We start from the raw sequence: 14550 nt of genomic DNA, 5'->3' as shown, positions 1-14550 counted from the left end.
TGGGGACTATGGGGATCTCGATGGGTCTGCATGGAAGCCACCAGGGTTGCCGATTCGGACGAGGCGCCCGCGACAGGCGCAGACGGGTTCAGTCCAGGCCCAGTCCCTTGTCGAGCAGGGCGATGGTGTGGTCGCGCAGTGCGTCGGCGTCGAGGTCATCGGCGGCGAACAGTTGTCGCCAGATCGGTGCACCCGCCGCGGGAAACAGGGTCAGTCCAACCAGGGACACCACCAGCAGGCGCGGGTCCAGACCCGGGTTGAGCCTGCCTTCGCGCTGCGCATCGGCGAAACGCGCCGCCAGCAGTAGCGGCACACCGGGTGCGATCCGCTCGAGCAGCAACGAGCGCAACGCCCCGCCCTCGCACACCACCTCGCGCACCCAGAGCGCCGGCAGCCACGGGTGGCGGGCGATGACATCGCCGATGCCGCGCACGAACCCGGCAACCAGCGCGGCGGTGTCGTCGCCGGCCGACGCGAGCACCTCACGCAGCGCATTCATCGCCGGCAGCACGCGCTCTTCGATGACCGCCTGCTGCAGCTGCGCCTTGTCGCCGAAGTAGTAGTGCAGCAGCGCCGGCGTGACCGCGGCCTGGCTGGCGATGGCGCGCAACGAGGTGGCGGCGATGCCGTCGCGCACGTAGCAGGCGATCGCGGCATCGAGCAGGTGCGTGCGCAGGTCCGGCCCGTCGGCCATTGGTCGCCCGGGCTGTCGCTGGCGCGGTGGCTGGCGCGGACGACCGGGCTTGCGGGTGGGAGGCGGTGACGTGCTCATGGGATTATTTAATTCCCCGATTAATTATTTTGCAAGTGCCGGTGAGGACATCGGCTGCCGGCACCGACTCCGGCGCCGGCACGCTGGCCCGGACTGCTGGCCAAGACCGCCGGTTCGGGGTGGAGGTGATTGGCGTTGACGACGGCGCCGGCGATCCAGGTCGGCCGAAGCCCGTCCAGGCGGGCGAATGCCGGTTTCCCGCTTCCCGCTCTCGATTGCACGACGGCGCATGGAACTTGCCGCATGGAGGTGCCGCATGAAATCGGCAGCGCGACACGGCGGCGCCGGGAGCACGGCCAGGCCGAGAACGCCGACCGACGACTGGTCCGGTTGTAGTGCACGAAGCGCGTGTCCGACGGCGGGTATTCGGCCTCGTCGTTCGGCATCCCAACTGGCTACGCCGGCGATGCGCCTCGGGCGTCGTCGCCTCGCAGCACGGATGCCGGATGGCGGTGCTCCCAGGCGGCGATGGTGTCGGCGCAATGCGCCGGAATGATCCAGGCGTCGGGGCACGCGGCCCGGAATGCGCGAAGACGCGACAGGGTGTCTTCGTAGGCCGCGCTGTCGTGCACGGCAAGCAGTCGGGTCCACCACGGCAGCGGCCGGGCATCGCCGAGTTGCTCGCGCCGCCAGAACGCGTCGGCCGCCAGCACCACCCGGGTGGATGCGCGCGCGTCGGCGCGCGACGATTCCGTCGCGCCGGCCGCCTCGCCTGCCCCATCGTATTGGACGGCTGCGGACCCGGGGCCGGACCGATCGGCGGGATCTGCCGCGCTGCTGTCGCCGGCGCGATCGACGCAAACCGCCACGCCCACCTGCCCCAACGCGTGGCCGGGCAGATCGAGCACGTGGACGCTGCCGTCGCCGAACAGGTCCCAGCCCGCGCCGAACGCCTCCAACCCGTCGGGCAACGCGCGCGCCTGCGAGGGCTCCAGCAGCTGCAGCCGCTGCTCGATGTCCGCCGGCAGCAGCTCGCGCCAGATCTGTGCGTGCAACAGCCGCAGGAAGCCGCCGCGACGGACCTGTCGCCAGCCATCGCCATGCACCACCAGCCGCGCGTTGCCGAACTCGCGCAGGCCACCGACGTGATCGGGATGGAAATGGCTGATCACGATCAGCGCGATGTCCTCGGCCCGCAGCCCGCGCGCGGCGAGCAGCCGCGCGGGATCCTCGTGGACCTCGCAACAGGCACCGATCACCTGGCGATATACACGCCGCAGGCCGCGCTGCATCGCGGTACGCGCGGCCGCGCCGTAGCCGCAATCGAACAGCACCGCGCCGTGCACCGGATGCTGCAGCAGGGCCCAACCGGCCGGGAACCGCATCGGCGCGCCCTGCGCGGCCAGGCCCAGGTGACGAGGATCGGCGTGGCTGTGCCCGGAGACGCCCAGTGCCAATCGCACCGGCGTCGTCGGGTCCGATGGCGTGCGTGGGGCCGCGCTCGTGACAGTGTTCAAGGCCGCGCTCGCGCCAAGGCGGCGAAGGTGATCGCCAGCGCCTCGTCCATGCCGATCCGCGGTCGGTAGCCGAGTTCGGCGCGTGCCCGGCCGATGTCCAGGGTCATGTCGACACTGAGCAGCTCGACGGCATAGCGCAGCACCGGCGGCTCCACGCCGGGCCTCAGCAGCCGGTAGGCGTTCTCGATGACGCTCGACACCGCCAGCGCCAGTGGCAACGGCGCGCGCTTGTCCGGTCGCGGCAGGTCCAGCGCGTCGGCAAGCCGGTCGATCACGTCCCAGATCGCCACCGGCTCGCCGTTGGTGATGTTGTAGGCGCGGCCCGTCAGCGTGGCCGGTGCATCCAGCGCAAGCAGGGCGGCGTCGACGACGTTCTCGACATAGGTCAGGTCAACCGTGCAGCGACCGTCACCCAGGCGGCGCAATCGCCCATGTCGCATCGCCTGCGCTATGCGCGGCAGGATGGCGCTGTCGCCGGGGCCGAAGATCGCACGCGGACGCAGCACGAGCACCGGCAGGCTGGCCCGCGCGCAGTGCGCGAGCACGCGCTGTTCGGCGATGCGCTTGGTATCGGCGTAGTCGTTGGCCGCCCGCGCGGGCAGCGGGTCGTCCTCGGCGATGCCGCGATGCGGGCGGCCGTCGTGGTAAATGCCCGGCGTGGACACGTGGACCAGCCGCTTGGCCCCTGCGGCGATGCCGGCCGCGACGACATGCTCGCTGGCGTCGATGTTGGCGCGCACGAAGTCCGCCCGTCGCCCCCATGGGCTCGACAACGCGGCCGAGTGCACGACCGCATCCGCGCCGTCGAGCGCGCGCGCGACGCCGGCGGCGTCGTCCAGATCGAGCGCCAGCCAGTCGACGCCGTCTGCCTGCAACGCCCGGCCGCGGTCGCTGTCGCGACCGATGCCCAGCACCCGCGCATGCGGGCGGGTGGCCACCAGACGGCGCGCAATCGCACCGCCGAGGAAGCCGGTGGCGCCGGTGACGACGATGCGGCGCGTGTCGGTGGCCGCAGCCGTCGGCGCCGCGGCGCGTGGCCAAGCGGTAGTGACGATCGATCCCATGTCAGTACGTCATCAACAATGCCGCCGCCGACAGCCCGGCACCGGTGCCCAGCAACAGCCCGGGCTCGCCGCGGCGGATCTGGCCTTCGCGCACGCCGTGCTCGATCGTCAGCGGGATCGACGCGGCGATGCAGTTGCCGGTGTTCTCCAGCGTGCTGACAAAGCGCGCCTTGTCGAAGCCAAGTCGACGAACGTAGTCCAGGCCCGCGCGGCTGGCCTGGTGCGCGGCGATCCAGCGCACTTCGCGGCGCGCGCCGGCGTCGTCCAGACCGATCCTGCGCAACGCCTGCGGCACCAGCCGCATCGCATTGCGCAGCACCTTCGGCCCCTGCATCGAGAAGCGCGCGTCGGCCGCCGTGGTGGACGCCCCCAGTGGCGGGCGCCAGCTGCCACCGCCGCGCAGCGTGGTCAGCTCGACATCGTCCCCCATCGTCAGCCACGCGACGCGATGGATGGCGGACGCTTCGCCTTCGGGCGTGCGCTCCAGCACCGCGGCCGCCGCACCGTCGCCGAACAGCGAGCAGATCTCGGGGCTGTCGAAATCCAGGCCGACCGAGGCGATCTCACTGCTGGCCAGCAGGGCACGATCGATACGGCCGTGGTGGATGCGTTCGCCGGCAAGCTCGAGCGCGGCGATGAAACTCAGGCAGGTTGCGTGCACCGACAGGCTCGGGATGCCGGACGCGCCAAGGCCCAGCTCACGCTGCAGCATCGGCCCGCCGTCGGGAATCGAGCGCTCGACCGAACCGGAGGCATTGACGATGAGATCCAGCTCGCGCGGTTCGATGCCGGCCCGCTGGCACGCATCGCGCGCAGCGTGAGCGCCCATCCAGCTGGCGCGCTCCTCGTCATCGGCCCAATGGCGGAACGCGACGCCGCTGTGTTCGAGCGCCCAGCCCTGGGGCAGACCCGCCATGGACTCGACTTCGGCACTGGTCACCCGGCGTCGCGGCAGGTACCGCCCGAGCCCGGCGATGCGCACGCGCCAGTCGAGATCGCGGGGAGCTGGGTGAGTGCGTTGGGACGCCTGGACTTCGCTGGACATGCACGGCTCGGTTCTGTTCGACGCCGAGTATGCCCACCGTGCCTGAACGCCGCGATGGCGTGGTGGGAATCGACGCTGACGATCCGGCGGTGGCCGCTCACTCGCAACGAGATGCATTCGGACCGGCAGCGTCGCGTCGCGGTGTCAGGTGGGCTGCGCGGGGATGTCCGTGCCGGGGTCTTTTGCACGCAGGCGTCGACGTGGCACTTGCCTTGCGACGCCGGACACTCCGGGGCGCATCCGGGCGACGGCGGCGGCCCCACATGCTCGCCAACGCGCCAAGCCACCGAGGTGCCAAGGCGACAAGGCGCGACAAGGCGCCACAGCGACTGGCAATGCCGACGCGGTTCCGGGATGCTCGGCGTTCCGTTCGCCGCGTTGCCCACCCATGCTTGAGCAAGCCAGCCCCTTTCCTCGCGCCGCCGCGCCAGCGCAGCGCGTATCGCTGTCCTGGCGGGTCGCGTGCGTGTTGGCGCTGGTCACCCTCAACACCGTGATCTACCTGGGCATCAACGCCCACCCGATCCGCGCGCCGCAACTGCTGCCCCAGACCGCGGTCGATGCCTGGCTGGGTCGGCACGCCTGGACGATCTGGCCGTACTGGCTGCTGTTGCTGATCAACCCCTTGCTGGCCATCGCGATCCGGGAGCGACACCTGCTGCTGGCCACCTTGCGCGCCTACCTGCTGGCGATCAGCTGCAACGTGGTGGTGTGGCTGGCGTGGCCGACGCGCATCGCACGGGACGGAGTGCCCGATGGGCTCGACCCGCTCACTCAGGGCGCGTGGCAGGTGTTGTTCGCGCTGGACGGCGACAACAACTGTTTCCCCTCCGGCCACATCACGATCCCGGTGGTGGTTGCCGCCGGATTCTGCGCGCAATACCCGCAGGCACGGCGTTGGGTCTGGCCGCTGGTGATCCTGCTGGCACCGAGCATCGTCACCACCGGCCAGCATTACGCCTGGGATCTGTTCGGCGGGGCGCTGACCGCCGTGATCGGCCTGTGGCTGGCCGGCGGCGATCTGCGCAGGCCACGGATCGGCGCTTGAACGGCTGCGCCCAGGCGTGCCGCAACCTGGACTGTCTCGCGCGGCGGTGACGCGCACTCGATCCGCCTGCACCGTTGCTGTCGTGCGCGGCGGCGGCACTTTGCGAAAACGCCCCCTACGGCGCAAGCTCACACGACCGTACCGGGTCCTCCGGGCACACTCGCGCCTTCGACACGACTTTTTTCGCCGATGCCAACACGCACCATTTCAGAGTTCACCCTCGACCCACCCGAGGCCGAGCGGCTGGCCAACCTCGCCGGGCCGTTCGACGGCCATCTGCGCATGATCGAACTGCGCCTTGGCGTCGAGATCGCCAACCGAGGCAATGTCTTTCGCCTGGTCGGCCCGCCAAAGGCCGTCCACACCACCGAAACCCTGTTGCGCCAGTTGTGGAAGGACGCAGGGGAAGAAACCCTCAGCGAGGCGGCGATCCACCTGCACCTCACCGGCGTGGACGCCGAACAGGTCGCCAGCACCGAGATCGAACCGCAGGAAGTTGCCATCCGCGTCAAGCGCGGCACCATCCGCGGCCGCGGGCCGAACCAGGCCAAGTACCTGCACGCGATCGCCACCCACGACATCAATTTCGGCATCGGTCCGGCGGGTACGGGCAAGACCTTCCTGGCCGTGGCCAGCGCCGTCGAGGCACTCAACGATGGCCGGGTGCAGCGGCTGATCCTGGTGCGGCCCGCGGTCGAAGCCGGTGAGAAGCTCGGCTTCCTGCCCGGCGACCTGACCCAGAAGGTCGACCCCTACCTACGTCCGCTGTACGACGCGCTGTACGAGATGCTCGGCGTCGAGAAGGTCGTCAAGCTGCTCGAGAAAAGCGTCATCGAGATTGCGCCGCTGGCCTACATGCGTGGCCGCACGCTCAACGATGCCTATGTGATTCTCGACGAGGCGCAGAACACCTCCATCGAGCAGATGAAGATGTTCCTGACCCGCATCGGTTACGGAAGCACCGCGGTGGTGACCGGCGATCTCACCCAGATCGACCTGCCCAAGCACCAGAAATCCGGTCTCCGGGACGCATTGGATGTGTTGCACAACGTCGACGGCATCAGCTTCACGTTCTTCGAATCGCGAGACGTGGTGCGCCATCCACTGGTCGCGCGGATCGTCAACGCCTACGACGCGCGCGATGCGGTGGACGTGGCGAGCGGCCCGGCCAAGTGAGCCGAGCGCTTTCCGCCACGCCGGCGACGCCGGCACGTGTTCCAGCGGCGACTCAAGTGCTGTCCGCCGGATGGACGGCGATGCGACCGAACGCGCCGGCAGCAGCACACTGCGGGCAACCCGGGACGCAGCGCCACGCGACGCGCGTGGCCAATGACAGGGCGACCCGTACGACATTGCATCCGTGCAGGAGTGTGCAGACGAGGCGCGCGACGTGCGCAACCTCCCCGACCACTGCCGCGCGGGGCTACCATGGCGGCCTGAACCAACCCGTGGATCCGGTTCCCCCGCCATGACCATCGGCCCTGCAAGACTCGACGTCGTCATCAACTACGCGCTGCCGCGCACCGGCATTCCCGCCGCGGTGAGCTTCCGCAAATGGGTCGCGGCCGCGCTTGCCGGCCGCATCCGCGAAGCGGACCTGGCCATTCGTATCGTCGACACGAAGGAAGGGCGTTCGTTGAACCGCCACTACCGCGGCAAGGACTACGCCACCAACGTGTTGAGTTTCCCGGCGGACTTGCCCGAGGGCCTGCCCAAGGGCGTCAAGATGCCGTTGCTCGGCGACCTGGTGATCTGCGCACCGGTGGTCGCGCGAGAAGCCAAGGAACAGAAGAAGGCCTTGGCCGCTCACTACGCCCACCTGACGGTGCACGGCGTGCTCCACCTGCTGGGTTGGGATCACGAAGACGAACGCGACGCCGAGTGCATGGAGCAACTGGAGCGCGAGATCCTGGCGTCACTGGGCATTGCCGATCCGTACTGAGTCGGATCAGCACCGACCGACCGTTGTCCTGCCACCAGCCCGTCTCACGCCCAGAGGCCCTCCCGCTGGCGCGTCTGGACGCGACACCCCCAACGTCCATTGCCCGACCCGCCGGTCTGCATCTTCGTCTGCATGCGCGCTGCAGCCACGGCCGCCAACGGCCGCCAGCAACCGGCCGGTAGTCGGAAGCGCCGGAGCAGCGTTGAACACCATACCGGTGCTGCCAATGGGGTTATTGGCGCGCCGACCGACGACTGTTCTAACGCCAGCCCGTCTCACGCCCGCATGCCTCCCGCCGACGCCGACGGCGCAATCGCCGCCGAAAGCCCCTACAGGCAGTCCACCAGGCCGTCGTAGATCGAGCGATCGGTTCCCGGCAATAGCGCATACAAGGGCGAGCCACCCGCAAACACCGTAATCAGTTGCGCGACGGTGGTTCGCGGCGCCAGCGGGGTCACGCATTGCCAGGCACGCGCATCGACCAGCACCCGCCCGTTGTACGGATCGACCTCATCGATGCTGCCGGCGAATCCCCACACGCATTGGCCCAGAATGCCGCTCACGCGGTCGACCGAGCACGTGTAGCGCAATTCCTGAAGGTTGCTGTAGTCGCCCTCGCAGAAGGTGTCGCCGCAGATGTCGTCGAACTGTTCACGCAGGCGGTGCGTTGCGGTGTACCAGGCTTCGATCGACGCCTCGTCGACGAGGTAACTGCCGACATCCGTATAGCGACCCACCTGACCGTTGATGCCCGCGGAAGGCGCAACGCGCGCGGTGACGCCGTGCCTTTTCGCGGTGGACGCCGACTGCGCCAAGGCCGGGAGGGAGGACAACAGCGCGGCAAGCGCGAGGATGAAGGTGAGGCGACAGAAAAGCCTGCGGGGCATGGGTTCGTCCTTGCGCGGGTGGGCACGTGTGGGTAGCGGTGGCTGCCGATGCAAGCGGGGCGAGCAGTGCTGCTGCGATGACGCATTCGGCCGGCAACGACAGCATTGCCGTTCGACGCGGTGCGCTCCACCGCGATCGGGAAATCGCGCCTCAGGGATGTCCGCGTTCTTGCATCGGACTGCGCCGCACGCGCGGCGTGGATTGCCGAAACATCGCCGCCGGACGGGCGACGATGCACGAACAACGACGGCACGGACTGACGACGAACGCACCGCCGCACGGACTCCCACCAACCCGCGCCGGTCTACCGACCCGGCACCTGGCGCGGCCCGGCATCCCCGCAGCCCGAATCGTCGCCGTCGCGCCACCGGCACGTGCCGCCGTCACAGCCGTCGCCGCCGCCGGAACGGGATCTGACGCAAGCCGGCAGGCGTGGCACGCGTCGCGCGGGCGCGATGCCCGCGCAATCGCCTCCACAGGACCCGCGGAACAGGCCGCCCGCACGTTCCCATGACATCTCAGTCCCCTCTCCCACGATCGCATCCGGTCGCCGTCCATCGCGCCTTCTCGCGACCGTCGGCACGCCCCGGTGGCAGTCTCGACACGTCGCGGTTTCCGTCCTGCCGCCCATCCGCGCTAGACTCGTTCAGCCGCCCAACCCCCCAAGGGCGTCGATACCAGAACACCATGTCCGAGGACGACAGTAGTCACCACCCTAACGAGCGCCGCAGCTGGCTCGAACGTATCAGCTCGGCCCTGACCGGCGAGCCGACCACCCGCGAGGACCTGGTCGAACTGTTGCGCGACGCGCAGGCCGACGGCCTGATCGAAGCCGACACGCTGATGATGATGGAGGGCGCGATCGCGGTGTCCGACCTCAGCGTCGGCGACGTCATGATCCCGCGCTCGCAGATGATCGCCCTGCCCGCCGACGCCAAGTTCCTCGACCTCATGAAGCAGGTCGTCGAATCCGGCCATTCGCGCTTCCCGGTGCACGGCGAGGACAAGGACGAGATCCTTGGCATCCTGCTCGCCAAGGACCTGTTGCGTGGCGTCGTCGCCGACAACGGGCCAGGCACCATCCATGCCCTGCTGCGCCCGGCCGTGCTGGTCCCTGAATCCAAGCGCCTGGACGTGCTGCTGCGCGAGTTCCGCCAGCTGCGCAACCACATGGCGATCGTCATCGACGAGCACGGCGGCGTCGCCGGCCTGGTCACCATCGAGGACGTGCTCGAACAGATCGTCGGCGACATCGACGACGAGCACGATGACGCCGAGGATCCCGACGCGCTGATCGCGGCGCAGGCCGACGGGCAGTACATGGTCGACGCGCTGACGCCGATCTCGGACTTCAACGAACGCTTCAGCGCCGACTTCGACGAGGACGAGTACGACACCATCGGCGGCCTCGTCACCGCTGCGATCGGGCACCTGCCCGAGGCCGGCGAGGAACTCACGCTGGGCCGCTTCGTGTTCCGTGTGTCGGGTGCCGATGCGCGCCGCGTGCATGCGTTCCACGTCGGGGTGCTGGGCTGACCGGCCACGGTGCGGCGTGGTTCGGCTGAAGCCCAGCCGCGCCCTGCCACGCGACAGGCCCGGTTCGCCGCGCCGCCGCGCGCTCACGGGCGCCCCGCTGCGTCCGGTGTCCGCGACGGGCCACTAGAATGCCGGCTCCCGATCGTCGGTACAGGCCGCAGTTCCCGTGAACCCCATCGCCCGCTTCGTCCGCCGCCTGGCCTGCGCCGCCCTGCTGTTGGCCGCCTCGACGGCCGTCTCCGGCCCGTTGCGACCGCCCCTGCTGGACTCCTCGCACCTCGCCGGGCCATCGATCGTGCCGCCGGCCGGGCGCACCAACGCCGGCGATGCGCCGCGCATCGGCATCATCACGATGCTGCCAGGCGAGATCTTCTGGGAGCGATTCGGTCACGACGCCCTGGTGGTGTTCGACCCGGCCAGCGGCCAGGCGACCTCGTACAACTTCGGCTTCTTCGATCCGGGCGAGGAGGACTTCATCGGCCGGTTCGTCCGCGGCGACATGCGATATCGCCTCGTCGCGCTGCCGTTCGAAGAGGACCTGGCGCATTACCGCAAGGCCGGCCGCGGCGTTGGCCTGCAATGGCTCGACCTCGACGAAGCCAGCGCCCGTGAACTGGCCGCCGCGCTGGCCGAAAACGCACGACCGGAAAACGCGCAGTACCGTTACGACTACTTCCTCGACAACTGCTCTACGCGCGTGCGCGACGCGATCGACCGCACGATCGATGGCGGTCTGCGTCGGCAGATCGAGGGCCGCTCGCACGGCAGCACCTACCGAAGCGAGGCACTCCGGCTGGCGTCGCCGGCACCGTGGATGTGGCTGGGCTTTGACGTCGGCCTGGGCCCGGCCGCGGACGAACCGCAGCCGTTGTGGGCCGAGGCGTTCGTACCGATGCGCCTGTCGGCTGCGCTGCGCGAGACGCGCCTTGCCGACGGGCGGCCACTGGTGACCGAAGAACGCACCCTGCTGCCGCACATGCTGCAGCCCGAGCCGCAGGAAGCGCCGCTGCGCTGGTGGCGCTGGGCGGCGTGCGGGCTGGTGCTGGGCTTGGCGGCGGCAACGCTGGGCCGCCGCCACCGGCGCTGGCTCGCCGCGTTGGCGCTGCCGTTCTGGTGGCTGTGCGGCGCGCTGGGTGCGCTGATGCTGTTCATCTGGTTCGGCACCGAACACCGTTTCGGCTGGGCCAACCAGAACCTGCTGGTGATGTCGCCGCTGTGCTGGTGGTTGCTGCTGGGCGGCTGGCGTGAACTGCGCGGACGCGACGGCGGGCGTTGGTTCCGCCGCGCGCTCGCGCTGGTGGCGATTGGCACGGTGCTGGGCCTGTTCTTCCACTGGCTACAGGCGGTGCCGCAACAGAACGGGCATTGGATCGTGCTGTTGCTGCCGTTGCATGCGGGTCTGTGGTGGGCGTTCTCGCGCCGCACCGTCGAGACCGGGACCGCCGAGGGGCCCGCATCCTCGTAGGCGGTCCGAGGGTTGGCGCGCCGCAGTGATCTGCGGCGCTGTCGCAGGCACGTGGAGGCAACCGGACCATCCAACGGCAATCGTGGCTTGCCGCGCGGCGCTGCCGTCGGCACGATGCCGCGCATGACCGAATCCGCCAACCGCTCGCCCCGCCCGGACCTGCCTGTCTGCGTGATCAACTGCGCGGCCTACGGTCGCGATGGTGCCCGCCGCGACATCAGCCTGGATGCCATCAGCGACGTGCTCGCCGTCGACGACGGCAGTTTCGTCTGGGTCGGCCTCTACGAGCCGGCCGACGGCATCCTGGAAAAGCTGCAGGAAGAGTTCGGCCTGCACGACCTGGCCGTCGAAGACGCGCAGAACGCCCACCAGCGTCCCAAGGTCGAGAGCTACGGCAATTCGCTGTTCATCGCCATGCACACCGCACGCACCGTCGAGCAGCGCATCCGCTTCGGCGAGACGCACGTGTTCATCGGCCCGCGCTATATCGTCACCGTGCGCCACGGCGCGTCGAGCAGCTACGCCGCCGCCCGCGCGCGAATCGAGCGCGAACCCGAGCTTCTGGTGCACGGGCCGGGCGCCGCGCTGTATGCGGTACTGGACATGGTGGTCGACGACTTCATGCCGATCGTCGACGAGTTCAACCACACGCTCAACATGCTCGAACAGGACATCTTCGCCGAGGAGTTCCGCAAGGACACCGTGCGCAAGCTGTACGAACTCAAGCGCGAGCTGACCCGTCTGCGCATGGCGGTGGCGCCGCTGCAGGACATCCTCAGCCAGCTCGAACGCGTGCGCGGCGGGCTCATTGACGGCGAGATCCAGCTGTACTTCCGCGACGTGCACGACCACGCGCAGCGCATCAGCGAGGCCACCGATACGCTGCGCGAGATGCTGACCGCAGCGGTTGGCGTGAACCTGTCGCTGGTCACCGTGCACCAGGGCGAAGTGGTCAAGCGGCTGGGTGCGTGGGCGGCGCTGCTGGCGGCGCCCACACTGATCGCCAGCTGGTACGGCATGAACTTCGAATCGATGCCGGAGACCAAATCGCCAACCGGTTACTGGATCCTGATCGGCGTGGTGGTGGTGGTCTGCGGCGTGCTGTACCGGATGTTCAAGCGCGCGCGCTGGCTGTGAGCGGCCGCGCGGGCTAGACCAAAGTCGCATCCCTTCCGTCGCATTGCGCATTGACCCGTGCCTGGCCGCCGGGCGAGACTTGGACGGTCCATTGGAGGGTTGTCATGAAGGGTCTGTCCCGCTTGGCCTGGGTTGCGCTTGCCCTGTTCGCCACGTTCTGCCTTGGCACGATCGCCCTGCAACGGGGCGAAACCATCAGCGCGATGTGGTTGGTGGCCGCAGCGGTGTCGGTGTTCACCATCGGCTATCGCTTCTACGGCCGCTACATCGCGACCAACGCGCTACGCGTGGATGCCACGCGCGCGACACCGGCATGGCGACGCAACGACGGCCTGGACTACGTGCCCACCGAACGCAGCGTGCTTTTCGGGCACCATTTCGCCGCCATCGCCGGCGCTGGCCCGCTGGTGGGACCAGTACTGGCGGCGCAGATGGGTTACCTGCCTGGCACGTTGTGGATCCTGTTCGGCGTGGTGCTGGCCGGCGCGGTGCAGGACATGTTGGTGCTGTTCTTCTCGACGCGCCGCGACGGTCGCTCGCTGGGCGAGATGATCCGCTCGGAGATGGGCGCGGCAGCGGGTGTGATCGCAATGATCGGCATCCTGATGATCATGGTGATCCTGCTGGCCGTGCTGGCGCTGGTGGTGGTCAAGGCGCTTGCCGCCAGCCCGTGGGGCACGTTCACGGTGGCGATGACCATCCCGATCGCGGTGTTGATGGGGTTGTACCTGCGGTACTTTCGGCCCGGCCGCATCCTCGAGGTCTCGGTGATCGGCTTCGTCCTGTTGCTGCTGGCAATCTGGCTGGGCGGCAAGGTCGCCGCGCACCCGGAGTGGTCGGGGGTGTTCCACCTGGAAGGCACCACCCTGGCGTGGCTGCTGATCGGCTATGGCTTCATTGCCGCCGTCCTGCCTGTGTGGCTGCTGCTGGCACCGCGCGACTACCTGTCGACCTTCCTCAAGATCGGCACGGTGCTGGTGCTTGCGCTGGCCATCCTCATCGCGATGCCGGACCTGCAGATGCCGGCCGTCACGCGCTTCATCGACGGGTCCGGGCCGGTGTTCTCCGGCAGCCTGTTTCCCTTCCTGTTCATCACCATCGCCTGCGGATCGGTGTCTGGGTTCCATGCGCTGATCAGCTCCGGCACCACGCCCAAGATGCTGTCGAACGAATCGCATATTCCGCTGATCGGCTACGGCGGCATGCTGATGGAGGCGTTCGTCGCGATCATGGCGCTGATCGCCGCGTGCGTGCTTCAACCGGGCGTGTACTTCGCGATGAACGCACCGGCGGCACTGATCGGCACCACGCCCGAATCGGCGGCCGCGGCGATCTCGGCCTGGGGCTTCGTGCTGACGCCGGACGTGCTGACCACCACGGCGAAGGAGATCGGCGAGTCCACCATCCTCTCGCGCACCGGCGGTGCGCCGACGCTTGCGGTCGGCATGGCGCAGATCCTGCACGGTCTGGTGGGCGGCGAAGGCATGATGGCGTTCTGGTACCACTACGCGATCCTGTTCGAAGCGCTGTTCATCCTCACCACCATCGACGCCGGCACGCGCGTGGCGCGCTTCATGATCCAGGACCTGCTGGGCCTGGCCTATGCGCCGTTCCAGCGTACCGACAGCTGGGGAGCCAACATCGCCTGCACCGCATTGGCCGTCGCCGGCTGGGGGTGGTTCCTGTACCAGGGCGTGGTGGACCCGCTGGGTGGCATCAACACGCTGTGGCCGCTGTTCGGCATCGCCAACCAGATGCTGGCCGGGATCGCGCTGGTGTTCTGTTGCGTGGTGATCGTCAAGATGAAGCGGGCCCGGTACCTGTGGGTGCCTGCGATTCCCACCGCGTGGCTGCTGATCTGCACGCTGGTCGCGGGATGGCAGAAGCTTTTCCACGTCGACCCGAAGATCGGCTTCATCGCCAACGCGCGCAAGTTCGCCGACGCAGCCGCGCGCGGTGAGGTGCTGGCGCCGGCGAAATCCATCGAGGAAATGCAGCGCGTGGTGTTCAACAATTACGTCGATGCCGGACTGACCGCGCTGTTCGTGTGCGTGCTGCTGGCCACGGTGTTCTTCGGCCTGCGCGCGGCGTTGGCGGCGCATCGCAGCAGCCTGCCCACCGCGCGGGAGAGCAGTCATGTCGCACTCGAATCGCTCGCCCGCTGAACACGCCGCCGCCGGTCGCACGACCGGCCCG

General features: G+C 69.0%; 12 protein-coding genes. 7 read left to right on the top strand and 5 right to left on the bottom strand.

Annotated features, from left to right (window positions below):
* Positions 1 to 88: 88 nt before the first annotated feature.
* From EER27_RS01560 to EER27_RS01545, 4 genes are all read right to left on the bottom strand, one after another.
* A complete protein-coding gene (locus tag EER27_RS01560) occupies positions 89 to 772 on the bottom strand; it encodes a TetR/AcrR family transcriptional regulator (protein ID WP_123086266.1) in 684 nt (227 codons plus the stop codon).
* 395 nt (positions 773 to 1167) lie between these two features.
* Complete coding sequence (locus tag EER27_RS01555) at positions 1168 to 2229, bottom strand: MBL fold metallo-hydrolase (protein WP_148040887.1); 1062 nt, start codon at positions 2227 to 2229, stop codon at positions 1168 to 1170.
* Entirely contained in the window at positions 2226 to 3293 is a 1068-nt protein-coding gene (locus tag EER27_RS01550) for an NAD-dependent epimerase/dehydratase family protein (RefSeq protein ID WP_123086264.1), read from the bottom strand. Before EER27_RS01550 ends, EER27_RS01555 begins: the two co-directional genes overlap by 4 nt.
* 1 nt (position 3294) lies before the next feature.
* Positions 3295 to 4338 (bottom strand): 3-oxoacyl-ACP synthase III family protein, encoded by a 1044-nt coding sequence (locus EER27_RS01545; RefSeq protein WP_190285589.1) that lies wholly within the window; start codon positions 4336 to 4338, stop codon positions 3295 to 3297.
* Between the two features lie 388 nt (positions 4339 to 4726).
* Here EER27_RS01545 and EER27_RS01540 point away from each other — a divergent pair, with 388 nt between their 5' ends.
* From EER27_RS01540 to ybeY, 3 genes are all read left to right on the top strand, one after another.
* Complete coding sequence (locus EER27_RS01540; protein ID WP_190285588.1) at positions 4727 to 5386, top strand: phosphatase PAP2 family protein; 660 nt, start codon at positions 4727 to 4729, stop codon at positions 5384 to 5386.
* 189 nt (positions 5387 to 5575) lie between these two features.
* Positions 5576 to 6562 carry a PhoH family protein gene (locus tag EER27_RS01535; RefSeq protein WP_123086261.1) on the top strand — a complete coding sequence of 329 codons (987 nt, stop codon included), beginning with the start codon at positions 5576 to 5578 and terminating at the stop codon, positions 6560 to 6562.
* Between the two features lie 292 nt (positions 6563 to 6854).
* Complete coding sequence (ybeY, locus tag EER27_RS01530; protein ID WP_123086260.1) at positions 6855 to 7328, top strand: rRNA maturation RNase YbeY; 474 nt, start codon at positions 6855 to 6857, stop codon at positions 7326 to 7328.
* Positions 7329 to 7657: 329 nt separating this feature from the next.
* On the opposite strand, the gene EER27_RS01525 is transcribed toward ybeY, so the two are convergent.
* On the bottom strand, positions 7658 to 8215 hold the full coding sequence (locus EER27_RS01525) for a hypothetical protein (protein ID WP_123086259.1): 558 nt from the start codon (positions 8213 to 8215) through the stop codon (positions 7658 to 7660).
* A 688-nt stretch (positions 8216 to 8903) separates the two neighbouring features.
* Between EER27_RS01525 and EER27_RS01520 the strand changes: the two genes are divergently transcribed.
* The 4 genes from EER27_RS01520 to EER27_RS01505 all read left to right on the top strand — a co-directional run bounded on the left by EER27_RS01520 (position 8904) and on the right by EER27_RS01505 (position 14519).
* Positions 8904 to 9752 carry a CorC family transporter gene (locus tag EER27_RS01520; protein ID WP_123086258.1) on the top strand — a complete coding sequence of 283 codons (849 nt, stop codon included), beginning with the start codon at positions 8904 to 8906 and terminating at the stop codon, positions 9750 to 9752.
* A gap of 166 nt (positions 9753 to 9918) precedes the next feature.
* Positions 9919 to 11217, top strand: a complete 1299-nt coding sequence (locus EER27_RS01515) for a lipoprotein N-acyltransferase Lnb domain-containing protein (protein ID WP_223807117.1) — start codon at positions 9919 to 9921, stop codon at positions 11215 to 11217.
* Between the two features lie 123 nt (positions 11218 to 11340).
* Positions 11341 to 12354 (top strand): magnesium/cobalt transporter CorA, encoded by a 1014-nt coding sequence (gene corA, locus EER27_RS01510; protein WP_425480803.1) that lies wholly within the window; start codon positions 11341 to 11343, stop codon positions 12352 to 12354.
* A 104-nt stretch (positions 12355 to 12458) separates the two neighbouring features.
* Positions 12459 to 14519, top strand: a complete 2061-nt coding sequence (locus EER27_RS01505) for a carbon starvation CstA family protein (protein ID WP_123086257.1) — start codon at positions 12459 to 12461, stop codon at positions 14517 to 14519.
* Positions 14520 to 14550: the final 31 nt, after the last annotated feature.

Origin of the sequence: Montanilutibacter psychrotolerans (assembly GCF_003719825.1) — a bacterium.
Lineage (GTDB): Bacteria > Pseudomonadota > Gammaproteobacteria > Xanthomonadales > Xanthomonadaceae > Montanilutibacter > Montanilutibacter psychrotolerans.
The sequence above is the reverse complement of the archived record's forward strand: the minus strand, read 5'-3'. Positions and strand labels throughout refer to the sequence as shown.